The 22,232-nt window shown below is 44.0% G+C and carries 17 protein-coding genes; 9 read left to right on the top strand and 8 right to left on the bottom strand.

Annotation, left to right across the window (positions count from 1 at the left end):
- Window position 1 precedes the first annotated feature (1 nt).
- The 5 genes from FHG64_RS14650 to FHG64_RS14630 form a co-directional block, all read right to left on the bottom strand.
- Entirely contained in the window at window positions 2–283 is a 282-nt protein-coding gene (locus FHG64_RS14650; protein WP_139067109.1) for a type II toxin-antitoxin system RelE/ParE family toxin, read from the bottom strand.
- Window positions 284–1,105: 822 nt separating this feature from the next.
- Window positions 1,106–1,861: a patatin-like phospholipase family protein gene (locus FHG64_RS14645; protein WP_353057354.1), complete on the bottom strand. Its 756-nt coding sequence runs from the start codon at window positions 1,859–1,861 to the stop codon at window positions 1,106–1,108.
- Between the two features lie 191 nt (window positions 1,862–2,052).
- Window positions 2,053–2,424, bottom strand: coding sequence for a four helix bundle protein (locus FHG64_RS14640; RefSeq protein ID WP_139067107.1), 372 nt, complete (start codon window positions 2,422–2,424; stop codon window positions 2,053–2,055).
- 465 nt (window positions 2,425–2,889) lie between these two features.
- Window positions 2,890–5,364 (bottom strand): polysaccharide biosynthesis tyrosine autokinase, encoded by a 2,475-nt coding sequence (locus tag FHG64_RS14635; RefSeq protein ID WP_139067106.1) that lies wholly within the window; start codon window positions 5,362–5,364, stop codon window positions 2,890–2,892.
- Entirely contained in the window at window positions 5,365–6,159 is a 795-nt protein-coding gene (locus FHG64_RS14630; RefSeq protein WP_139067105.1) for a polysaccharide biosynthesis/export family protein, read from the bottom strand. It lies immediately after the preceding gene.
- Between the two features lie 1,042 nt (window positions 6,160–7,201).
- Between FHG64_RS14630 and FHG64_RS14625 the strand changes: the two genes are divergently transcribed.
- From FHG64_RS14625 to FHG64_RS14605, 4 genes are all read left to right on the top strand, one after another.
- On the top strand, window positions 7,202–9,067 hold the full coding sequence (locus FHG64_RS14625; protein ID WP_139067104.1) for an ABC-F family ATP-binding cassette domain-containing protein: 1,866 nt from the start codon (window positions 7,202–7,204) through the stop codon (window positions 9,065–9,067).
- A gap of 1,179 nt (window positions 9,068–10,246) precedes the next feature.
- On the top strand, window positions 10,247–10,480 hold the full coding sequence (locus FHG64_RS14620) for a hypothetical protein (protein ID WP_139067103.1): 234 nt from the start codon (window positions 10,247–10,249) through the stop codon (window positions 10,478–10,480).
- An 810-nt stretch (window positions 10,481–11,290) separates the two neighbouring features.
- Window positions 11,291–12,214 carry an O-methyltransferase gene (locus tag FHG64_RS19635; RefSeq protein ID WP_246054121.1) on the top strand — a complete coding sequence of 308 codons (924 nt, stop codon included), beginning with the start codon at window positions 11,291–11,293 and terminating at the stop codon, window positions 12,212–12,214.
- A gap of 53 nt (window positions 12,215–12,267) precedes the next feature.
- Window positions 12,268–12,975 carry an ABC transporter ATP-binding protein gene (locus FHG64_RS14605; protein WP_139067102.1) on the top strand — a complete coding sequence of 236 codons (708 nt, stop codon included), beginning with the start codon at window positions 12,268–12,270 and terminating at the stop codon, window positions 12,973–12,975.
- 589 nt (window positions 12,976–13,564) lie between these two features.
- Here the strand turns inward: FHG64_RS14605 and FHG64_RS14600 are convergent.
- Window positions 13,565–14,788 carry an IS4 family transposase gene (locus FHG64_RS14600; protein ID WP_139065037.1) on the bottom strand — a complete coding sequence of 408 codons (1,224 nt, stop codon included), beginning with the start codon at window positions 14,786–14,788 and terminating at the stop codon, window positions 13,565–13,567.
- Window positions 14,789–14,949: 161 nt separating this feature from the next.
- Here FHG64_RS14600 and FHG64_RS14595 point away from each other — a divergent pair, with 161 nt between their 5' ends.
- The 3 genes from FHG64_RS14595 to FHG64_RS14585 all read left to right on the top strand — a co-directional run bounded on the left by FHG64_RS14595 (window position 14,950) and on the right by FHG64_RS14585 (window position 18,254).
- Window positions 14,950–15,129, top strand: a complete 180-nt coding sequence (locus FHG64_RS14595; protein ID WP_139067101.1) for a hypothetical protein — start codon at window positions 14,950–14,952, stop codon at window positions 15,127–15,129.
- Between the two features lie 151 nt (window positions 15,130–15,280).
- The gene (gene smpB / locus FHG64_RS14590; RefSeq protein WP_139067100.1) at window positions 15,281–15,736 is read left to right on the top strand and encodes an SsrA-binding protein SmpB; all 456 of its coding nucleotides are present in this window, start codon (window positions 15,281–15,283) and stop codon (window positions 15,734–15,736) included.
- Between the two features lie 37 nt (window positions 15,737–15,773).
- Window positions 15,774–18,254 carry a DUF5686 and carboxypeptidase regulatory-like domain-containing protein gene (locus FHG64_RS14585; RefSeq protein WP_139067099.1) on the top strand — a complete coding sequence of 827 codons (2,481 nt, stop codon included), beginning with the start codon at window positions 15,774–15,776 and terminating at the stop codon, window positions 18,252–18,254.
- A 715-nt stretch (window positions 18,255–18,969) separates the two neighbouring features.
- Here FHG64_RS14585 and FHG64_RS14580 read toward each other — a convergent pair.
- Window positions 18,970–19,203: a hypothetical protein gene (locus tag FHG64_RS14580; protein WP_168191371.1), complete on the bottom strand. Its 234-nt coding sequence runs from the start codon at window positions 19,201–19,203 to the stop codon at window positions 18,970–18,972.
- A gap of 175 nt (window positions 19,204–19,378) precedes the next feature.
- Complete coding sequence (locus tag FHG64_RS14575) at window positions 19,379–20,023, bottom strand: protein-L-isoaspartate(D-aspartate) O-methyltransferase (protein ID WP_139067097.1); 645 nt, start codon at window positions 20,021–20,023, stop codon at window positions 19,379–19,381.
- 156 nt (window positions 20,024–20,179) lie between these two features.
- Between FHG64_RS14575 and FHG64_RS14570 the strand changes: the two genes are divergently transcribed.
- Both FHG64_RS14570 and FHG64_RS14565 read left to right on the top strand, forming a co-directional pair.
- Window positions 20,180–21,145, top strand: a complete 966-nt coding sequence (locus tag FHG64_RS14570) for a Gfo/Idh/MocA family protein (protein ID WP_139067096.1) — start codon at window positions 20,180–20,182, stop codon at window positions 21,143–21,145.
- A 63-nt stretch (window positions 21,146–21,208) separates the two neighbouring features.
- Window positions 21,209–22,099: a 3-hydroxyacyl-CoA dehydrogenase family protein gene (locus FHG64_RS14565; RefSeq protein ID WP_139067095.1), complete on the top strand. Its 891-nt coding sequence runs from the start codon at window positions 21,209–21,211 to the stop codon at window positions 22,097–22,099.
- Window positions 22,100–22,232: the final 133 nt, after the last annotated feature.

Below are 22,232 nucleotides of genomic sequence, written 5' to 3'. Positions count from 1 at the left end.
TTCAGTGATAATCTACAATTTGAACTTCAAAAGCATTATCATTATTCCATTTAAATATTATTCTCCATTGTTTATTTATCCTGATGCTATGAAAACCTTCCAAATTCCCACTAAGTTTTTCCAGGTGGTTCGCAGGAGGAATCCTTAGATCATTAATATTTTGAGCATTATTTATCATTCGTAATTTTCTCCGGGCTACATTTTGAATATTAGCAGGAAGCTTCCGTGACTGAATTCCAAACCAAATTTTATTAACTTCTTTATCTGCAAACGATCTTATCACAAATGATCATTAATTAAAATACTAACGTCAAAGGTAAGTAAAATTTGTTTTAGGAAAAAGGTGAATTTTGAGGAGTCATTTATGTTGTAAAGAATAATTTCAGGTGTGGGTTATTGATCCCCGGTAGTTTTTTTGCTCAGAGACCGCTGCGCCTGCCAGACGGGTCATACGAGTACAAGACTTTAAAAATTGGAAACGCTTGCGCTGATTGCTTAAGTCTCTACCGCATTAGCCCCTGTGGTAGTAGAATAATTTTAACTCCGCACGGGACCCTTCCGTCACATCGAAGATGTGCCACCTTCCCTTGAAAAAAGGGAAGGAGCCGTTAACTTGGGTGCCGCAGAAGATTATATTTACTTACACGCTTCTTCTCCGCAAGAGATCCTTAGTCGCCCGAAAAGGGCTCCGCAGGATGACAAAATTGGGGGAAGGATAAAGTGCCTTAAGGAGGGACAATATACATTCTACAGTATACGGTATACAACCTTCAATCCATTGCCTATAATTTTTAACGACTAAAGACTAAAAGACTAAAGATTACGACCAGCGTCTTCCCCCTTTAGGGGATACAAGGGGTCGTGCAAAAATGGCCAATCTCATCCCACTCCTCTAACGACTAAAGACTAACGACTAACGACTATTTCCTGCCCTCTGTCCTCTGCCCTCTGTCCACTAAAAACTCCTAATGGGTCTCGATACATTTTTACTTCCGCTATCGCTTCAGTAAAAACACTCGACCTGACGTAGGTACAAAAGAGAAATTCTGGAAAAATGAACAATCTCTCCCCACTCCTCTAACGACTAAAAACTAACGACTAACGACTAACGCAGCTTCCCCACCGGCAACTTCCCCTGCTCTATCATCCCAAGCGTATGCTTATACCCCACCTCAATGATCTCCTCGATCTTGCTGAAATCAAAAAGGGAATAATTTTGCATCTCCGGCGGATCTATAAGGTAATCGCAGAGTTCCATTTCGGGTTTGGAGTTTTGGTTGATGCCAAGGTTCACTACCCTCTCCAGAATGGCCTTGGTGCCGGAGAAACTTTCTCTTTTACCTGAATAGTTTACGTGGGAGCCAATTAAAACACTGCACCTGGAACTTATCACCGAGGCGGGGAGATTGCAAATCAATCCGCCGTCAACGTAGCTTATGCCATCGATGACCCTGGGTGCAAAAGCCCCGGGTGCCGATGCGCTGGCGATGAGATAGTCGTATAATGGTCCGCTGGTCCTTGCCTCCTTATCACCCGTATTGAGGTTGCTCACCATCAAATAAAATGGCTTTTGCAGGGAGGCGAAATCATCTTCCGGGATATATCTTTTGATCACCCCGCCCAGTTTCTCCATCTTCAGCAGGCCGGTGCGCTGCCATGAGAATCCGGTGACCTTTGATACGGGCTCCTTGATAAGGATCTCCTTTATCTCCTCGGGCGAATATCCCGCAGCATACAACACCCCCACCAAGGCTCCCATACTCGTCCCCGAAATAACCTCCGGCTCCACCCCGTGCTCCACCAGTGCCTGCAACACCCCTATATGGGCATACCCCCGGGCACTACCGCCGCTAAGGGCGATGCCTACCTTAAATGGTGGTTTGGACTTAAATAAGTTAGATATGAAGCTTGGTGGTGGGATAGTCGTTAGTCTTTAGTCGTTAGTCGTTAGAAACGTTTTATTGATCCAATGGCTAGCAGAAGTTTACTTGAAAAATTCCCCAGTCATTCTTTCTAAAAACGAAGAGAGCAATTCTATTTTCAATTTCCTCCTTATTTAACTTTTTTATTTAAATATCGTTGGAGGCTACCGGTCATTTTTGATAGTTCGGTTAGTTTAGCTCGATTTATATTATCCTGTTCTACATCAATAAAATTTTGCCTTCTCGCAATCGTAGAACAAACTACACATTCTTTAATTGAATCCATGGCGATTTGCAAGAATCTGTTGAATTGTGCATCTGTATCCCCGGCACCTTCAGCTATATTTAGTGAAATTGAAACAGAAGCCCTCTTGAATTGGGAAGTCAAATTATACAACTCAGATTTTGGAAATTGTCGTGAAACCTCATAAGCCAGATCTACAAAATCCAATGATTTCTGGTAAACCTGAAGATTCTCAAAATTAAAAACAGGATCCTGCATAGAATTTACTTTTAAAAATTAAAATTGTAATTCTCACCTAAAATAGGAAATCATCATAATAATTCTGAGATATTAGAAGGAGAAAAATGAAATCCTGATGAAAATAGGAATGCCAATGACAATCAGCTGCAACAATCTTCCTCCCCCTTTAGGGGATACAAGGGGTCCTGCAAAAATGGCCATTCTTACCCAACTCCTCTAACGACTACCTCAAGCTTCCTCCCCCTTTAGGGGATACAAGGGGTCGTGCAAAAATGGACAATCTCACCACTTTCTTTTAAGACTACCTAAAAACACTCCCGAGCGCCAGCGAGCCCTCAATTCACTAAAGACTAAAGACTAACTAAAACGAGCGCCAGCGATCCCTCATTCCACTAACGACTAAAGACTAAAGACTAACGACTAACCAAAACGAGCGCCAGCGAGCCCTCTTTCCACTAACGACTAAAGACTAACGACTAACGACTATTCAAAATTCCTCATCGCCTTCTTCCACCACTTCCTCAACTTATAGACCGGCGATGGATTATCGTTGTACCCCTTCGTATACCGGTTACCGTAGGAGTAGCCGTAGCCGTAACCGTAACCATAGCCGTAGCCATAGCCGTAACCATATTTGGCGCGGTGAACGAAGTAGTTGAGGACGAAACTGATGTTCTTGATCTCGCCTTTGCTATATTTCTCGTTGATGCTTTCCAGCATGCCGCGCTTGGTGTAATCCTGGCGGATTAGGTAGAGGGTGGCATCGGCGAATTTTACGAGGTTCATCGCATCTGCCACGATGCCTATTGGCGGGGTATCGAGGACTATATAGTCATATTTTTGTTTCAGCTCCTCCATCATCACCTCCATTTGATCTGTCATCAATAATTCTGAAGGATTTGGAGGGATAGGCCCTGCGGTGATCACGTCGAGGTGTGGGATCTTACTGGGCTGTATGATCTCCTCCATGGTATTGTTACCTATGAGATAGTTCACTACCCCCAGGTCATTGTTTAGCTGGAAATCGTCAAAGATCTTCGGTTTACGTAGATCGAGACCTACCAGCACGGTTTTCTTTTCACTCAGTGCGAAAACTGTGGCGAGGTTCATTGCGCAGAAGGTCTTTCCCTCTCCCGAAACCGAGGAGGTGATAAGTACGGTCTTGGAGCCGGTTACGCCCTGCTTGCGGTACATGAACTGCAAACTACTTCGCAGCCCCCGGAAACTTTCAGCAATAGCCGACTTCTGTTTATCAAACACCACCAGGTTACTGGGGGATTTGTTTTTACCTATTAATCCCAGAATCGGAATTGGTGACAGTCTGGAGATCTCATTGGCATTGTGCACATTCGTGTTAAGGAATACCAGCAGGAATACGAAGGTAAGCGGGATCACCCCTCCTACCATCAGGGCCATCACGTAATTAAGCTGGGTGTTGGGGCCAATTTGCCCCCCGCCGGTGTCCTTGGCGCTGTCAATGACCATCACGTCACTCACATTGGCAGCTTTAATAAGCCCCGCCTCACTGCGTTTCTCCAGGAAGAGGTTATAGGTCTTCTCGCTTATGCTGTACTGCCGCTGGATCTTAAGCAGGTCCTGCTCCTCCTGCGGGAGTTTTCTTATCTCAGCTTCGGCGTTGGCGATCTTTCGGTTAATGTCGTTGAGTTCTGACTGCTGAAGGCTTTTGGTGGATGCGATATTTTCCAGCAGGACAGTCTTAACCGAATTTATCTGCCGGTCGATATCGGCAAACACGGGGGAATTATCCTTCAGGGAGTACTGGTATTTGTTGCGTTCTTCAGCCAGGGCGAGGATTCGTCCCACCCCGCTTACGATGCTACCTTCAGCTATTCCTGCTACTGAAGGGGCGGGAACACTGGAGTAATCATTCCGCGTAACAAGGTAATCCTCCAGGGTATTGTAGTACTGGATCTGTCGCCTGATGTCCTCCTTCCGAAGGTCGAGGGTAGAAAGCTTTGAAGAGAGTTCACTACTTTCCGCAGAAATATCCAGGGTGGCATTCCTGTTTCTGAAAACATTCAGCTCATCTTCCACCAGCTTCAATTCCTGCGATTTCACCGCGAGGCTGCTGTCAATAAATCGGATGGTATTAGTAGCAAACAGGTTCTTACGCCTAAGCATATTGTGGCTTAAAACCGCCACCGTTCCGTTAAGATAATCTACCAGCTGCGCCTTGTTGTCGCCTGTGAGGCTGAGTCTTAATACTGAAGAATTCTGGTTCTCCGGACTAACATTCACCCCTTTCCAGCGGCCAACCACCCCATCGAAATTCTGAAAAGTAACGTAAAAGGGTTTTCCCGGCTGCAAGGCTTCATTGGTCCTGGCTATCATCCCGCTAAAGAATGGCAAGGTAATATTTTGACCCACCTTAAAATCCCGGCTAAACTCCTGCGGCTCCACGCTTACACTGCCTTTTTCCTTGGTGGTGTAATTTATCGTGTGTATGGTTGCGGGAACATTGGCCTTTAGATTGAAAGTCTCCTCATCCTTAAAAGTGATGGTCATGGGGAGGTTCATCGCCTGGGCAGAGCTGGTATCGGCAAACACCTTAAAAGGCGTGAACCCATAGGCATTCACCCGCTGGTATTCCCCTTCCTGCTGATAGTTGATGTAATACTGAAGCCGCTCCACCACCTCCTCATTATGGGAGCGGGAGCGAAGAATGGTAATGGCAGTGTTCACCTTATCTGATGTTCCACCCCAGTTAAAGGTCAAACTGGTGTTGGAGGTGAAGAAAGGGTTCTGGTCGTCCTTGATGGAAATGGAATTCCCCATTTGGTACACCGGCAGTTTCCTTATGTTATTGTAGTGCGCCACCGCAAGACTTATCCCCACCGAAATGAGAATGAGCTGCCAGTAACTTATCACCTTAAGTACAAATCCCTTAAAGTCAAAAGTGGAGCCTACGTCACTTATATGATCATCTTCATGTGCCATCTACAATCTTGTACTTATTAAAATAATTGATGTCAACGCTGTAAAGACTGTAAGTACAGTCCTAAATGTTTCAATACCTGTAGTTCCCAAACCAAGCGCTTTTTGCGGCAGGGCATTCACCAGGATAAGGTCATTGGGCTGTATGTAATAATACGGGCTTTTGGTCGCTTCTATACTGGTAAGGTCAATACTGTGAATTCTCTCTGCCCCACCGGGATATTGCCTTATGATCCTCACATCTCTCATATCTCCATATTCTGTGATCCCGCCCGCGTTTGCCACGGCTTCCATGATGGTCACCTGTTCCTTGTAGATCACCTGGCTGCCGGATCCAATCTCCCCAAGGGTAGTATATCTAATACCTGCCAGTTTCACCGTCACAAAAATATTTGCCTGTTCCTTAAAATACCTGTCCAGCAACTCCTGTTCTACTTTTTCCTGCACCTCTTCCACGGTATATCCCAGCACACTTATCTTTCCAAGTGTAGGCACACGTATGTTCCCTTGCTGGTCTACTGCAAAGCCATCGTAATACATACTTTCCTCCCCTGTAGCGCCTATAGTTCCTTCCCCAATGGGATTGAACATTCCCACCAGCTCCTGGTCCAGCGCCTTTACCCTAATGCTTAAAAGATCGTTCACCTGTATCCTGTAAGGCTTTTGCAGCCTTTGAATAGTCAGGACACTGTCTGCAGCAGTTTCTGTGGCCTGCAGGTAGGTGGTTTTTTTGGTGGAGATACAGGAAGTAAAGCTCAACAGCACTACCACCAGGTACAACAAAAAGTTTTTATTCATATGGGGGCCTCATCTTAAATGCACCACGAATCCCGCGGCACACAGCTCTGTTTTCCTCTTCCGGTTTTAACTGCTGAAGGACCTTTTTATTGCCCCGCAGCTCCGGTATCTTGGAAGTATTTCTTCTGAAGGTTCTCAGCGTAAATTCCCTCTTCTTAATGCTTTGTTAAGAAACAAATATAAGTGTTACGGGTTAATAATAAAATAATTCGTTGAAAAGTTAGGAGTTAGGAGTTATCGGTTATCGGTTGTAGGTTGTAGGTTGTAGGTTGAAAAAGTTGTCGGTTGTCGGTTGTCAGTTGAAAAAGTGGAAAGTGGAAAGTGAAAAGTGGATAGTCAATGCGTGTTATGCTGTAGGGGTTGGGCTCGCCCCCACCCGGAAGTTGTAGGTTGTCGGTTGTCGGTTGTCGGTTGTCGGTTGTCGGTTAAAAATGAGTTAGGGGATATGATGGATTTCAAATTCCAGGCATCAAATTCCAAGCAGCAAATTCCAAATTCCAAACTAAAAAAGGAAAACCTACTAACGACCATATAAAAACTCCGTGAAACTCTTTTTTTTGAACTCCTCTTAAACTCCGTGGTTAAATAAAAAATAACCTCGAAAAAATGAGAATTCATCTCGCAACTAAATCCAACAACAAACAACAAACAACAAACAACAAACAAATTCCAGGCACCAAATTCCAAATTCCAAACTGACCAACGGTAAACAGCAAACGGAAAACAGAAAACCCTCTAACAACTCGAACAACCTCCGTGAAACTCCTTTTTAACTCCCCCTAACTCCGTGGTTAAATAAGAAATTAGCCTCGAAAAAAGGAGAATCATTCAACTTCGTAAAATCCCAACACCAAACACCAAACAACAAACAACAAACAAATTCCAAGCACCAAATTCCAAATTCAAAAAACAAACGGTAAACCGCAAACGGTAAACAGCAAACAGCAAACACTTAACCCACTAAAGACTAACGACTAACGACTAACGACTCCCCCATCTTGATTCTTACTAAGAAATACCTACTTTTGCAAAAAAATATCCTGTGAATTATCTATCGGTAGAAAATATACGCAAATCATTCGGCGAGAACGAGCTGTTTTCCAATATCTCCTTCGGAATCAATGAAGGTCAGAAGGTGGGCTTCGTTGCCAAGAACGGCACCGGGAAGACCACTTTGCTCCATATCCTGGCGGGAACAGATGCGCCCGATGATGGCCGCGTGGTCTACCGCAAGGATATCACTACCGCATTTTTAGCACAGGAACCAGACCTGGATCCCAACCTAACGGTTGAGCAAACAATTTTCGCCGGGGACAACGAGATCCTGAAAGTGATCGAGCGTTATGAAAAGGCTTTGGAGAATCCGGAGGATGCAGATGCCTACCAGAAGGCTTTCGAGGAGATGGAGCGCCACCAGGCCTGGGATTTTGAGACACAGTATAAGCAGATCCTTTTTATGCTGAAGCTGGACCAGCTGGACAAGAGCGTGGGGGAACTAAGTGGCGGACAAAAGAAACGTCTTGCCCTGGCCAATATGTTGTTGCATAAACCCGATTTCATCATCATGGATGAGCCTACCAACCACCTGGACCTGGATATGATCGAGTGGCTGGAGGGATATTTCAAAAAAGAGAATTTCACCATTTTTATGGTTACTCACGACAGGTATTTCCTGGAGCGGGTTTGTAACGAGATCGTGGAACTGGAAGACGGGGTACTGTATACCTACAAAGGAAACTACTCCTACTACCTAGATAAGAAAGATGCGCGAATAGCGCAGGAGCAAACCAATACCGATAAGGCAAAACAGCTTTTCAAAAAGGAACTGGACTGGATGCGCCGGCAGCCAAAAGCCCGTACCACCAAATCAAAATCCCGGATTGACGACTTTCACGAGATCAAGGACCGCGCCTCCAAACGTCGCAATGACCATAAGGTGCAGCTGGAGATCAATATGGAACGCCTCGGAACCAAGATCGTGGAGCTGGTAAAGGTTTCCAAGAGTTTTGAGGAAAAACAACTTCTGAAGGGCTTCGAATACAACTTCCAGAAAGGAGAACGTATTGGGATCATAGGAAAGAACGGAACCGGAAAATCCACTTTCCTAAATATCCTCACCGGAAAAATACAACCCGATGCCGGAAAGGTCATCATCGGGGAAACTATAAAATTTGGTTATTACACCCAGGGCGGGATCGTTGCAAAACCAGGGCAGAAAGTGATCGATGTGATCCGTGACTATGGGGATTTCATTCCGTTGGCCAAGGGAAGGCAGATCTCTGCGCAACAACTGCTGGAAAAATTCTTATTCGACCGTAAAAAGCAATACGATTTCGTTGAGAAACTTAGTGGAGGTGAAAGAAAAAGGCTTTACCTGTGTACAGTCCTAATCCAGAATCCAAATTTCCTTATTCTGGATGAACCTACAAACGACCTGGATATCGTTACCCTAAACGTTCTCGAAGATTTCCTTCTGGATTTCCCCGGCTGCCTGGTTGTGGTTTCCCACGACAGGTATTTTATGGATAAGATCGTAGACCACCTCTTCGTCTTCAAAGGCAACGCCGAAGTAGAAGACTTCCCCGGCAACTATACCGATTACAGGGAATACGAGGCGAGTCAGCCTGCAGAAGAGCCTGCAAAGCCAAAGCAGGTGGCAGAGCCACAAAAACAAAAACAGAACGAAAACACATCGGGACTCACCTACAACGAGAAAAAAGAGTTCAATAAGCTGGAACGAGAGATCGCCAATCTGGAAAAGGAAAAAGAAAAGATCCAGCAAAAATTCCTGCAGGACCTAAGTGGGGATGAGATAGACAAGACTTCTTTGGAGTTGCAGAAGGTGATCGATCAGATTGAGGCTAAGGAAGAGCGATGGTTTGAGCTGGGGGCGAAGGAGGGGGCATAGTCGTTAGTCTTTAGTCGTTAGTCGTTAGAAAAAGTGGACAGAGGACAGAGGGCAGAAAATAGGCGTTATTCTTTAGTGGGTAGTGGCTTTTAAGTCTTGTCTTTTTTAGCTGGATGGTTTTGTTTCATTTGCGACAGTTGGATTACACGGATTTTAGCGGATTACGCGGAGATTAAGTCGTCTAGTCGTTAGTCGATGGTCGTTAGAAGAGTAAGATGAGATTGGCCAATTTTCCATAATTTCTTTTTTGTACCTACGTCAGGTCGAGTGTTTTTACTGAAGCGATAGCGGAAGAAAAAATGTATCGAGACCCATTAGGAATTGTTGGCCTCTATAAGTGGAGAGAGGACAGAAAATAGTCGTTAGTCGTTAATTTTTAGTGGTTGTCTCGGGTATCTTTAATAGCTGGGTGGTCTGGTTTCATTTGCGACTGTTGGATTACACAGATTTTAGCGGATTACGCGGAGATAGAACGGATACTTAATACAAGAATAAAAAGCGGCTCCTTCCCTTTTTTCAAGTCCCGATATGGATCGGGAGGTGGCACATCTTTGATGTGACGGAAGGGTCCCGTGCGGAGTTAGGATTATTTTATTACCACTGAAGCTAATGCGTTTGATACCTCAACAATACTTACGCTCAATCCACTTTAATCCACCTTAATTCTCCTTCCAATCTTGTCATCCTGCGGAGCGCTTTTTTTGCGCGACTAAGGATCTCGTGCGGGGTATGATTGTGCTCGCTTACTTTGAGCGTCTGCGAAAGTAGGAACCCTTTAGGAACTCCAAACATTCTTACTTAAACGCATAACTCCCAGATCCTTTGAGAGGTTTCTTAGTGAGTTTGATTTTCCTTCTAAAGAACCTGATCGAATTGAGATACTTTCAGCGGACTTTCACTTATATAAAATAGATCATATCTCTACAGATAATTTTTCCGGGGTACCTGGATCAAAAGCTCCTTCCCCTGGCAAGCCCTCGATAGTGATCGGGGGGTGGCACATTTTAATGTGACGGAAGGGTCCCGTGCGGAGTTAGAATTATTCTATCACCATCAAATCTAATGCGGTATAAAAATTCGGTACAGAAAAACTCCTGCTATTCATATGCCCAGCGAAAATTAAAACACAAACTGTTTATGGAAAATTTTGTATTTTGTACTGAATAATCTTTACAGAAAATGAACACTGATCCAACAATTGAAGAATTAGCTGAAAACCTGAAAAAGCTTTCCCCTTCTGAAAAATCACAATTGCGTTCTTTATTGGGTGAGAAGTGGTTTATTGACCTGTCTGAAGACGAAAGAACAATCATTCAGTCACTTTTAGAAAAGAGCAAAAAACAGCTTGAGCAAGGAAAAGGAATTCCAGCTGAAAATATTTTGGAGGAGTCCAGAAAAAAATACGGTCTGTGATAATTATCTGGTCCCCTTTAGCTGAAGAAACCTACTATGAAAATCTCGAATATCTGCACGAAAATTGGTCGATATCCGTAGTGAGGAAGTTTATAAAGGATGTGGATATAACACTGGATTTATTAAAAACAAACCCGGAAATATTTCATTGGTGGGATGCAGGAAAAAATATTAGAATAGGATATATAAATAAGCATATTTCCTTTTTCTACAGTCTGGAAGAAAAAACGATATTTATTCATTTGTTTTGGAACAATCACCGGGAACCCTCTGTATTAAAAAAATTCCTTTGAAAAATTTAAAATACCTTACCCCCTTTGGAAACATTCCTATATAAATTCAACGAACCAAAATCTTCTAAATGAGAGTGATAATCTTCTCTCCCACGCTCAAACCTCACAAGTTTTTGAAACCTGTGAGGTTTTCTTAGATAGACTAATTTTTCTACTTTAGAGAAAATGCTAAACAAGCTGATCCTTTAAATTGTAATTCCCCATAATATCACTCAGAGAAAATCTATTAAGGCAGATAACCAACAGCCACATCAGCCCATTATCCCAGCCCCGCATCACTCCTTCACTCCATCACCTGCGCCAGATTTAACACCACAGCAATCTTTTTTCCCTATTTTTACCCCATAGAAATTGAACTATTCAAGTGCACCAAATCCTGGCCTACATAAAATTCCTCTGGCATTCCAAAAACGAACACGGGGTGCATTCGCCTTTTGTATACAGATTACTCACAGAATGTCTTTACAAAAAGGAAAAAAAACCGGCACATCAAAAAGTCCTGGAATACCGACAGGTTTTGCTGCAGGATGACAGGGAAATAAAGGTGACCGACTTCGGTGCGGGGAGCAGGGTGTTTAAAAGCGATAAAAGAAAAATTTCAGCTATTGCCAAAAATGCCGGGATCTCGAAAAAGAGGGCGGTGCTGCTAAATAAGCTGATTTCCTACCTGGAAATAAAATCCGCCCTGGAACTGGGAACTTCCGTAGGAATCTCTTCCGCAGCCATCGCAACGGGAAATGATGTTAAACTCACCACCATCGAAGGCTGCCCGGAAACGGCAAAGGTGGCGGGGGAGTATTTTGAGAGGTTTGGGTTGGAGAATATTAGGCTGGAAGTTGGGAGTTTTGAGGAGATCTTGAGTGGAAAAGCCCCTCAGCCCCCAAAGGGGGAGCAGAAAAAATTCCAAATTCAAAATTCCAAATTCCAAGACCCCAGCCGGAGCGAAGCGAGCAACCCAGGACCAAACAAAAAACAACAAACATCTAACACGAGCGAAGCGAGCATTCCAACACTAAACACCAAACAACAAACACCAAACCACAAACGCGAGTCCAGCGAGCAAACACCAAACTCCAAACACGAAACAATAAACACGAGCGAAGCGAGTCACAACTTACAACCTACAACCTACAACCTACAACCTACAACTGACAACCGACAACCGACAACCGACAACCGACAACCCACAACTGACCTCATCTACTTCGACGGCAACCACTCCAAAGAAGCAACCTTAAAGTACTTTGAACAACTCCTGCCGCTGGCTCACAATGATTCGGTTTTTATATTTGATGATATTCACTGGTCGAAAGGAATGGAAGAGGCCTGGGCGGAGATAAAGGGGCATCCACGGGTGCGGGTGAGCATTGACAGCTTTTTCTGGGGGATTGTTTTCTTCAGAAAAGAACAGGAAAAAGAGCATTTTATCATTAGATTGTAACATCCACAGCAAAACAGCGTCCTATTCGTGACACCTATTTTGAAAAGCAGCATATGAGCAAGGTTATAGAATTACAGAATATCACCCGGGACTTCCCCCTGGGACATGAAATAATCAAAGTCCTTAAGGGTATTAATCTTGAAATAGAACGCGGCGAATATGTAGCGTTCATGGGCCCTTCGGGCTCGGGGAAGTCCACTCTCATGAACTTGCTCGGCTGCCTGGACACGCCAACCTCGGGCTCCTACATCCTTAACGGAAAGGATGTGAGCAAGATGACAGATGATGACCTGGCTGAAATTCGCAATACCGAGATTGGCTTTGTTTTCCAGACCTTCAACTTGTTACCAAGAACCACAGCTCTCGAGAATGTTGCCCTGCCAATGGTATACGCCGGGGCTTCCAAAGCTGCCCGTACAGAACGTGCAAAACAGGTACTTACAGATGTTGGCCTTGCCGACAGGATGGACCACAAGCCCAATCAGCTATCCGGAGGTCAACGGCAGCGGGTTGCGGTGGGAAGAGCGCTGGTTAACAATCCGTCTATCATTCTGGCCGATGAGCCCACGGGAAACCTGGACTCCAAAACATCTGTAGAGATAATGCACCTCTTCGATGATATTCACGCTGCTGGAAACACCGTGATCCTCGTAACTCACGAAGAAGATATCGCCCTCCACGCACACAGGATCATTCGGCTTAGAGATGGAGTTATTGAGAGTGATGAGAGACGGAAAGTGGAGATGGGGGTTAGGAACTAACCTTCATAATCCAGGTTTGGAATCAAGAAACAAGATTCTTCAGAAGAGAAAAAAGAATAGAGAGAAGAGAATAGAGACTTCTGTTTTCACGATTTATTTTAAATCACGTTTTTTTAACCACGGAGTTGGGGGGAGTGAATAAAAGAGTTGCACGGAGTTTTGCTGTCTACCACTAACACTCTATCCCAAGGCGAGCACCACTGAATCCTTTACTACCATTCCTCAATAAAGCGTCCTCCCCCTTTAGGGGATACAAGGGGTTTTGAAAAAAATGGACAGTTTCACTTCTGCTCCTTTAAAGTTTAATTACTAACGACTACCTCCGTCTTCTACCCGCTTTCTCCATCACCAAACGTAAGCCTAAATGATTTAAAAAAACCCAAACGGAAAACCGAAAACCGAAAACGCTAAAAACCGCAGGCCACTATACAAGTTAACACTTTTTTCCTCTGCCCTCTGCCCTCTCTCCTCTGTCCACTTTTTCTAACGACTAAAGACTAACGACTCACTGGCGTCCGGTAAAAATAGTATTTCTTGTTTTAATCTTAATAAACCTTGATTCTACCTCACTTCGATTTTTATTTTCAATCTATGGGGGTCCTATGTCAAAAAGGTTAGGTGCAAGCTGTATATTTTTAGGATAAATGTTAGGATCTGCTGATTTTAAAAGTAAGTCTGTAACTCTCACATAATTCATTAAATGAAGTCTAAATAGCCCGCAAATCACCGAATAAGATAATCTGCAACGTCGAGACCCTTTTCGAGCTATTTGGACCAGTAAATCCGCTATAAGTGCACACCAGATTTGAATTCGTATTGCATTCTCATTATCGCCAATAAAGCTGGTGATCTTAAGGTTTTGCTTGAGCCTTTTAAATAAAAGCTCAATTTGCCATCGCTGCTTGTATATTTCTGCAATTGTGCAAGCAGGCAGCTGCATATCATTGGTAATAAATTCAATTTCCCGTTGATCTTTGTGATCATAAAACTTTATAATGCGGCATTTTACTTTTTGTTTTTGCTGGCTATGCCCTAATTCTGCTCTACAGTCTTCCAATATGCCATATTGCTCATCCTCCTTAGTTAAGAGGTTATAATTCCCCCAAGTTACTTTGCATCTTTTGTGCAGTCGGCTTACAAAACTGACATCGTTTTTACTCCAATGAATAAATAAACCAAAATTTAAGTATGCCTTATCAAAAACTACAATGGTCTGTGCAGGAAGTTTTTTAAATCGGGGCATAAAATTTTTATCATTTTCCGCTGCTTTAGTAATCATTATTAAAGAAGGAACTTGTTCTTTTAGCCACATTCCAGTATGTATTTTAACTCCTCCCTTACGCCTCCCGTTAGCCATAGCATTACCACAGGCCTTCATTATATTCTTGAATAACGTAACAGTGGTAGAGTCAACCAAAAACAGCCTGGAGAGCCATTTTTCATTTTTAGGTATACTGCTGTCCGAGAAAAAACGATAGTGCTGCTTATATATGCTTATAAAGGTTTTTTCAAACAACTCAGAACACCGGCGCATATTAGCATCACTCACGGTGCTTCTGCATGGCATAGAACTCATTCCTAAATGTTTTAAACTTTGATTATGTGCTGCTAAACCAGAGCATAACTCACGTAATCCGCCAACATTCTCAATAACCGCAAACAACATACAGACCAGGTGATCCCAGGATGTAAATCGTTTGGTATAGCGATCTGTACCTAATTGGCCAACTAAACGGTTAAAATTGCTTCGGGGAATAAAAGATAACAGCTGTCCGAGAACCGGCATTCCAGAATTTCTTGTAATTTTGTCCATAATGTCCGCTTTAAGTGGAACCTTTAAAGGGAGTCTGCGGTCGAAAACGAGGACTCCCTTTTTCCATGGTATTAAGGTAGGATTTAATTTGGTTTACCGGACGCCAGTGACTAACGACTAACGACTATTTTTTCCCTATCTTGTAAAAAATTCAGTTCAAAATGACCAATTTTGATAGTGAGACCTGGATCTACATTGCGCTTATTGCGATAGCCCTGCTTTATTTCTTCTGGAATTCGTCGAAAGCCCGAAAAAACCGGAAGGAACGCAAAAACCGGAATTTTCGCAGGAGGTACATAGAGCGGAAGAGGGAAAAGGAAAAAGGGGTTTCAGATTTTTAGATTTCTCCACCAATGGGAGAAATTAAATGAACCGGCCGCGGGATCCTCCCGGCGGAATTGGCTGCTCCGGCTCAAAACCTTCCTGAAGCATTTAAAAATTACAACTTCATTATAGTATAATCCCAATAAAGCTTGTTATTTTTGTTCACCTATGAAGAATAACATCAACATAAAGAACCGAAAGGCGAAATTTGAATATGAGATCCTGGATAAGTATATCGCGGGGATCATGCTTGCAGGAACAGAGATTAAGGCGATACGGGAAGGAAAGGCTTCCATTGCTGAAAGTTTTTGTGAATTTCAAAACAACGAACTTTTCGTGATCAATATGCATGTTGAGGAGTACTCTCACGCCACCCATTTTAACCATAATCCTAAAAGTGAGCGCAAACTGTTGCTTAACAGACAAGAATTGAGAAAGCTGGAGAAGGAAGTGAAGAATAGCGGACTCACCATCATTCCGCTACGATTGTTCATCAATGACAGAGGGCTTGCTAAGATGCAAATCGCGCTTGCCAAGGGTAAAAAGCTTTATGACAAGCGGGAAACCATCAAGGACCGTGAGAGCAAAAGAAGGCTGGACCGTATCAAAAAAGATTATAATTAAAGCCTGCGTCTGGAAAGGCAGTAAAATCCTCCTCTCAATGACAGGTAAATTCCCATTATTCTACATTTTTTTGTTATTCTCTCCTGCCCTGTTCGCGCAAATTACAGGCACCGTGACAGATGAGGAAAATCTGCCGCTCCCCTATGTAAATATTTACACTGCCGATGGGACCAGGGGCACAACTACCAATGAGGAGGGGGATTACGAACTAAAGATAAGCACTCCCGGTACTTATGACCTGGTATTCCAGTTCCTGGGGTTTGAAACACTTCGGAAAAAGGTAGATGTTCAAAACTTTCCTTTCCGGCTGGACATTAGTTTAAAAGCAGAAACTACCAGCCTGGACGAGGTAACGGTTAATTCCGGAGAGAATCCTGCCAATAAGATCATGCGCAATGCCATTGCGGCGAGACAGGCGAACCTGGCAAGGATCAAGGAATACACTGCCGACTATTATTCCCGTGGCCTATGGCGAATGGAAAATGTGCCAGAGAGGATCCTGGGGCAGGAAATAGGCGACCTGGGAGGAAACCTGGATTCCACCCGAAGCGGGATCATCTATCTCAGCGAGACCATTTCAGAAATCGCATACCGCGCTCCGGACAGTTTTAAGGAGAAGATCATCGCCTCCAAAGTGAGCGGTAATGACAATGGTTTCAGCTTAAATTCTGCACAGGAATCAAATTTCAGTTTTTACAACAACACCATAGACCTCAACGCAAAGATCGTATCCCCGGTGGCCGACTATGCCTTCAATTATTACAATTACAAGCTCGAAGGTGCCTTTTATGATGACACCGGGAACCTCATCAATAAGATCGAAGTAACCCCAAAGCGGCCAAAAGACAAGGTTTTTTACGGATCTATTTATATTATCGAGGACAGCTGGGAGATCTATGGGGTGGAGTTAAACACCACCGGGGAAGCCATACAGTTTCCGCCAATAGAAGTACTCACTTTTAGACAAAATTTTAAATATTCTGAAGATTACGGCTTTTGGGTCAAGATCTCTCAAACAGTAGACTTTAGTTTTGATATGTTCGGCATTTCCGGCGACGGAAGGTTTACCGCGGTTTACAGCAATTACGATTTTAGTCCGCAACTAAAAAATACCTTCTCCCGTGAGGTATTGTCCTTTGCTGAAGCTGCCAACAAAAAAGATTCCCTCTACTGGCAAACCGTTCGCCCCGTGCCGCTAACTGCAGAGGAGATCACAGATTACGTACGCAAAGATAGCATTCAGGAAAAGCGAAATTCTAAAGTCTATCTGGATTCGGTGGATGCGGTGAGGAATAAGTTGGGATTGGGCGATTTGCTGTTTGGCTATAGTCACAGCAACTCCTATGAAAAGGAATATTTCAATATAAGCTCTCCCCTCTTCGGCACACATTTCAATACGGTGCAGGGCTGGAATTCTGAAGTGGATATAAGCTTCAGAAAAAACCAGGATGACAGCTTCGGAAAATACTGGAGGGCCTTCAGCAACATCAACTACGGTTTCAGCGATGAAAGGCTGCGGATAACAGGTGGTTTTCAGAAGAAATTCAATAATATTTCGAAGCCTATTCTCACGGCTTCCGGCGGAGTTGAAGCAGCGCAGATCAACAATACTATTCCTATTTCTGAAAGGCTGAACGACATTACTAGTCTGCTGTTTCAGCGAAATTATTTGAAACTCTACGAGCGCAGATTTGCTGAAGTTGCCTGGCAGCAGGAGCTTTTTAACGGGTTCAGGGTGTTCACAGATCTTAGCTACCAGCAGCGCTTGCCGCTTTTTAATACTACCAATCAGGCCTGGCGCAACCGGGAGAATGTGGAATACACCTCCAACAACCCATTGCAGCCGGATAATTATGGGTCGGCAGCCTTCGTTGACCACGATATCTTCAAATTTAATTTCACCGGACAGATCAATTTTGGGCAGAAATACATGAGTTACCCCGATGGGAAATTCAACATCCCTTCCAATAAATATCCCACGCTGTACCTGGCTTATGAAAAAGGATTTGGGGCGAGTGTGGATAACTACAATTTTGACCAGGTGCGGGCGGCATTGCGGCAGGATGTGAGCCTTGGCAACAAAGGGACCTTTAAATATAATTTGAAGGGAGGCACATTTTTAAGCGGAAATGACATAGCTTATTTAGACTATCAGCACTTCAACGGCAACCAAACCCGGGTGGGGAATGGCAGCTACATCAATGAATTCCACCTGCTCCCCTACTATGCCCTGAGCACCAACGGCAATTACTTTGAGGCACATGCCGAGCAGGATTTCAAGGGTTGGATCCTGGGCAAGATCCCCGGGATAAACAGGCTTAACTACAACCTCATCCTTGGCGCCCACTTTCTCGCCACAGAAACCAACAAACCCTACGCAGAGTATTCTGTAGGCATCGACAATCTGGGCTTCGGCAAATACCGCCTCCTGCGCCTGGATTATGTAGTTTCTGAATTTGAGGGGAACCGGGAAGGAGCGTTTATTTTTGGGTTGAAGTTTCTTGGGATCCTTGAGTAGTGGGTAGGAAGTGTCTGCAACGTTTAGGGCCAGATATGTACTGTTTGGGGTTGGTTTTGGGAGTTTTGGATAACGCGGATCTTAGCGGATTACGCGGAGAAATAGTCCTTGGTCGTTAGTCGTTAGTCGTTAGAAGTTTAAGGTGAGATTGGCCATTTTTCCACGACCCCTGTATCCCCTAAAGGGGAGGGCGCTGGGCAGATATTCCTTCCATTTTTGTCATCCTGCGGAGCGCTTTTTGGCGCGACTAAGGATCTCTGGCGGGGAAGAAGCGTACTTAGTTTTCTATAACGCCTGCGAGAGGGGAAGCGAATTTGCGATTTGAGTGAGGAGCGGGAATTGCTTTATGTGCTAACAGCTGTCCTTTCCCACTGCACCGGGAGTTGAGATCCTTCACTGCGCTCAGGATGACAAAAGTATTGTTGGTGACACACCCTCCATTCTTGTCATCCTGCGGAGCGCCTTTTCGCGCGACTAAGGATCCCGGGCGGTGGATGATTATACACGCTTTATTTTGAGCGTCTGCGGAAGTAGAAGACCAAACATTCTTACTTAGATGCAACCTCATAGGGATTTAAGGTGAGATTGGCCATTTTTCCAGGACCCCTGTATCCCCTAAAGGGGGAGGGCGATGGGCAAATATTCCCACCATTTTTGTCATCCTTCGGAGCGCTTTTTCGCGCGACTAAGGATCTCTGGCGGGGTAGAAGCGTTCCTAGTTTTCTATAAGGTCTGCGGAAGGAGAAGCGAATTTGCGGTTTGAGTGAGAAGCGGGAATTGCTTTATTTGCTAGTAGCTGTCTTTTCTCACTGCACCGGGAGTTGAGATCCTTCACTGCGCTCAGGATGACAAGGAAAGTATTATCCCATTTTTTGTCATCCTGCGGAGCGCTTTTCGCGCGACTCAGGATCCCGCGCGGGGTATGATTGTACTCGCTTACTTTGAGCATCTGCGAAAGTAGAAGCCCTTTAAGAACTCCAAACATTCTTACTTAGACGCTTTAAACCTTAGTAAGTTGCTCCTTGTAATCCGCTTAAATCCGTGTAATCAAACAGTGGCAGATACCGCTACACATCCCTACTATACTAGTGCAAAAGCCAACAATCCTCTCTAACGACTAACGACTAATTCTTATCCTCCAGCAACGGCACGAACCTAAAATCCCCATACTCGCGCTTTTCAAATTCCTTTTCAGATTTTCTTATGAACAGGGTCATTACCTGCGTGTCTTCACCAACGGGAATTACCAGCCTGCCGCCAACTTTAAGCTGACTAAGCAATGGGTTAGGAACAAAGGGTGCACCGGCGGTGACGATGATCTTGTCGTAAGGAGCATATTCGGGAAGGCCTTTGTAACCATCACCAAAGCTAAGATGTTTTGGCCTGTAACCAATTTTTGAAAGAAAGGCTTTTGTTTTCTTATAGAGTTCCTGCTGCCGCTCAATACTGTATACTTTGGCCCCAAGTTCACATAATACTGCAGTTTGATAGCCGCTGCCTGTTCCAATCTCAAGGACTTTATCGCCCTTTTTGATCTCCAGCAGTTCTGTTTGAAAGGCTACGGTATAGGGCTGCGAGATAGTTTGGTCTGCCGCGATGGGAAAAGCCTTATCCTGGTACGCGTGGTCCTCAAAACTGCTATCCATAAAAAGATGACGCGGGATGGTTTTTATGGCCTCCAGGACCTTTTTATCCCTTACGCCCTTTGCTTCCACCAGGGCTGCAAGTTGCTGTCTTTTTCCTTTATGTTTGAACGTATCCTTAAGCACCTTTGATTTTTCTTTGAGAACACAAAATTACTCAAAGAAATCCAAGGCTTCAAGGGAACTTTTAGTTTTTATTTAACGATTGACCTAAACCATTTAGAATTAAAATGATATTGGCTTTAGCTTAAGAAATGCTATTTTTGTTGAAAACGATACAGAATGCTCAAAGCCGGTGTAATTGGCGCAGGTCATCTTGGAAAAATTCATCTAAGGCTGCTCCAACAATCTTCGAAATACGACCTTATTGGATTTTATGATGGCAACGAAGAGGTTGCCTCTCAAATTGAAAAGGAATTTGGCTATAAACGCTTCCATACTTCAGAAGAATTGATCAAAGCAGTGGACATGGTAGATGTGGTAACCCCTACCGTTTCTCACTATGAAGTCGCAAAGAAGGTCCTTTCCGCAGGGAAACATTTATTTATAGAGAAACCGGTGACCTCCACTTTTTTGGAAGCCGAGGAACTCATAAGCCTGGCAAAAACCCATAAGGTTAAAGGCCAGGTTGGGCATGTGGAAAGGTTCAACCCGGCATTTATAGCTGTAAAGGATAAAATTGAGTTCCCCATGTTTATCGAAACCCACCGTTTGGCAGAGTTCAACCCCCGCGGGACAGATGTTCCTGTGGTGCTGGACCTTATGATCCACGACATCGATGTGATCCTGAGCGTGGTAGATTCCAAGGTAAAAAGCATCAATGCGAGCGGAGTTTCGGTCATAAGTGACACGCCAGATATTGCCAATGCCAGGATCGAGTTTGAGAACGGCTGTGTGGCCAATCTTACTGCCAGCAGGATCTCACTGAAAAATATGCGGAAATCAAGGTTCTTTCAGAAGGACGCGTATATTTCAGTTGATTTTCTTGAGAAAAAATGTGAAGTGGTGAAGATGAAGGATGCCCCTGAGGAGCCTGATGATTTCGCGATGATCCTTCAGAATGCTGAAGGGGTAAAGAAACAGATCTATTTTGACAATCCAAAGGTGGAAGAACACAATGCCATCCTCGATGAGCTGGAAACTTTTGCCTATGCTATCGAGAATAACACTTCGCCGGTGGTAACCCTGGAGCAGGGAGCTGAGGCACTTAGGGTTGCCAACAAGGTCATAGAGAGTTTTGGCAAATAATCATATTAATTTTAATATTCACACGCTGCCCGGCTGTCCCGGGCCATAAAAATTTAGTTTATAATGAAGAAAATAGCAGTTATAGGAGCCGGAACAATGGGAAACGGGATTGCCCACACCTTTGCACAGTTTGGCTATAAAGTGAACCTAATAGATATTTCCAAGGAAAGCCTTCAAAAAGGGCTGGACACCATTTCCAAAAACCTGGACAGGATGGTGGCAAAGGAAAAGATAAGTGAAGATGATAAAAAGGCTACTCTTGACAATATTACCACTCATATAGATATCCCATCTGGTGTAAAGAATGTGCAGCTGGTAGTTGAGGCCGCCACAGAAAATGTGAAGCTAAAACTCCAGATCTTCAAGCAGCTGGATTCCAACTGTTCTGAGGACACCATCCTGGCGACCAATACCTCTTCTATTTCCATTACGCAAATCGCTGCTGAAGTTTCCAACCCGGAGCGAGTGATTGGAATGCATTTCATGAACCCTGTGCCGGTGATGAAACTGGTAGAGATCATAAGAGGTTACAATACTTCAGATAAAGTGACAAAAACCATCATGGAACTTTCTGAAAAATTGAACAAAGTACCGGTTGAAGTAAACGATTATCCGGGATTTGTTGCCAACAGGATCCTTATGCCTATGATCAATGAAGCTATCGAGACCCTTTACAACGGGGTTGCAGGAGTATATGAGATCGACACAGTGATGAAACTGGGGATGGCGCATCCTATGGGACCACTACAGCTGGCAGATTTCATTGGCCTTGATGTTTGTCACTCCATACTGGAAGTGATGTACAACGGCTTTAAAAACCCAAAATACGCTCCCTCTCCCCTGCTTACCAATATGGTAATGGCCGGGAAGCTAGGTGTGAAATCGGGTGAAGGTTTCTATGATTATTCTGAAAGCAGGAAAGCGGAGAAGATTTCCTCGCAGTTCGGGAAGTAGAGTTAGGAGTTTGGTGTTTGGTGTTTAGTGTTTGGTGTTGGAATCTTGCGAAGTTGTAAGATTATTGATCTTTCGAGGCTAAATTTTATTTAACCACGGAGTTAGGAGGAGTTTAAATGGAGTTTTCGTTAGT

Origin of the sequence: Antarcticibacterium flavum (assembly GCF_006159205.1) — a bacterium.
Classification (GTDB): domain Bacteria; phylum Bacteroidota; class Bacteroidia; order Flavobacteriales; family Flavobacteriaceae; genus Gillisia; species Gillisia flava.
The sequence above is the reverse complement of the archived record's forward strand: the minus strand, read 5'-3'. Positions and strand labels throughout refer to the sequence as shown.

Excerpts from the sequence above, each read along its gene's own strand:
- FHG64_RS14640 (WP_139067107.1), bottom strand. The coding sequence starts at position 2,424 with ATGCAGGATCCTGTTTTTAATTTTGAGAATCTTCAGGTTTACCAGAAA.
- FHG64_RS14635 (WP_139067106.1), bottom strand. The coding sequence starts at position 5,364 with ATGGCACATGAAGATGATCATATAAGTGACGTAGGCTCCACTTTTGAC.
- FHG64_RS14630 (WP_139067105.1), bottom strand. The coding sequence starts at position 6,159 with ATGAATAAAAACTTTTTGTTGTACCTGGTGGTAGTGCTGTTGAGCTTT.
- FHG64_RS14620 (WP_139067103.1), top strand. The coding sequence starts at position 10,247 with ATGAACACTGATCCAACAATTGAAGAATTAGCTGAAAACCTGAAAAAG.
- FHG64_RS14605 (WP_139067102.1), top strand. The coding sequence starts at position 12,268 with ATGAGCAAGGTTATAGAATTACAGAATATCACCCGGGACTTCCCCCTG.
- FHG64_RS14600 (WP_139065037.1), bottom strand. The coding sequence starts at position 14,788 with ATGGACAAAATTACAAGAAATTCTGGAATGCCGGTTCTCGGACAGCTG.
- FHG64_RS14595 (WP_139067101.1), top strand. The coding sequence starts at position 14,950 with ATGACCAATTTTGATAGTGAGACCTGGATCTACATTGCGCTTATTGCG.
- smpB (WP_139067100.1), top strand. The coding sequence starts at position 15,281 with ATGAAGAATAACATCAACATAAAGAACCGAAAGGCGAAATTTGAATAT.
- FHG64_RS14585 (WP_139067099.1), top strand. The coding sequence starts at position 15,774 with ATGACAGGTAAATTCCCATTATTCTACATTTTTTTGTTATTCTCTCCT.
- FHG64_RS14580 (WP_168191371.1), bottom strand. The coding sequence starts at position 19,203 with ATGCTCAAAGTAAGCGAGTACAATCATACCCCGCGCGGGATCCTGAGT.
- FHG64_RS14570 (WP_139067096.1), top strand. The coding sequence starts at position 20,180 with ATGCTCAAAGCCGGTGTAATTGGCGCAGGTCATCTTGGAAAAATTCAT.
- FHG64_RS14565 (WP_139067095.1), top strand. The coding sequence starts at position 21,209 with ATGAAGAAAATAGCAGTTATAGGAGCCGGAACAATGGGAAACGGGATT.